This is a genomic window from Paraburkholderia sp. J11-2 (assembly GCF_905220185.1).
Classification (GTDB): Bacteria; Pseudomonadota; Gammaproteobacteria; order Burkholderiales; family Burkholderiaceae; genus Paraburkholderia.
The window spans coordinates 1-1,262 of sequence record NZ_CAJMYY010000082.1 but is presented as its reverse complement, the minus strand read 5'-3'; the positions used below and the strand labels follow the sequence as shown (position 1 = coordinate 1,262).

The following is a 1,262-nucleotide window of genomic DNA, read 5'->3' as shown; positions in this document are numbered from 1 at the left end:
CCGAACTTCACCGATCCCCGCCTCGACCCGACCCGCACGATCCGCGCGCCGCGCGGCAGCGAGAAGGTGTGCAAGACCTGGCTGGCGGAAGCCGCCTACCGGATGATCCAGAATAATCTGGACCCCGAAGTCGCCGAGCATCCGCATGCGCTCGTGGTGTACGGCGGCATTGGCCGCGCCGCGCGCAACTGGGAGTGCTTCGACCAGATTCTCGCCTCGCTCAAGGACCTGAACGAAGACGAAACGCTGCTGATCCAGTCGGGCAAGCCTGTGGGCGTGTTCCGCACGCATGCCGACGCACCGCGCGTGCTGCTCGCGAACTCGAACCTCGTGCCGCACTGGGCCACGTGGGAACACTTCCACGAACTGGACCGCAAGGGCCTCATGATGTACGGCCAGATGACGGCGGGCAGCTGGATCTACATCGGCTCGCAGGGCATCGTGCAGGGCACGTACGAAACGTTCTATTCGGTCGCGAACCAGCACTTCAACGGCAAACCGAATGGCCGCTGGATTCTCACGGGCGGTCTCGGCGGCATGGGCGGCGCACAGCCGCTTGCCGCGACGATGGCGGGCTTCTCCATGATCGCGGTGGAATGCGATGAAACGCGCATCGACTTCCGCCTGAAGACGCGCTACGTGGACCGCAAGGCGAAGACGATCGACGAGGCGCTCGCCATCGTCGAGGAAGCGAAGCGCACGGGCAAGCCGGTTTCGGTGGGCCTGCTCGGCAACGCCGCCGACGTGTTCGCCGAGTTCGTCAAGCGTGGCATCACGCCGGACTGCGTGACGGACCAGACGAGCGCGCACGACCCGATCAACGGCTATCTGCCGCAGGGCTGGACGGTTGCGCAGTGGCGCGAGGCGCAGAAGGTTGCGCCCGAAACCATCGTGAAGGTCGCGAAGGAGTCGATGGCCAACCAGGTGCGCGCGATGCTCACGCTGCAGGAACGCGGCGCGGCCACGCTCGACTACGGCAACAACATCCGCCAGATGGCGCTGGAAATGGGCGTGGAAAACGCGTTCGACTTCCCGGGCTTCGTGCCGGCGTATATCCGCCCGCTGTTCTGCGAGGGCAAGGGCCCGTTCCGCTGGGTGGCGCTCTCGGGCGATCCTGAGGACATCTACAAGACCGACGCCAAGGTCAAGGAGCTGATCCCTGACGATCCGCATCTGCACAACTGGCTCGACATGGCGCGCGAGCGCATTGCGTTCCAGGGGCTGCCCGCGCGTATCTGCTGGGTGGGCGTGAAGGATCGCTA

General features: G+C 65.5%; 1 protein-coding gene. It reads left to right on the top strand.

Translation table 11 applies throughout. The annotated features are described in order from the left end of the window. The coding region (hutU, locus tag U5A57_RS41215) for a urocanate hydratase (protein WP_321918076.1) at window positions 1-1,262 on the top strand (1,262 nt) is incomplete at both ends.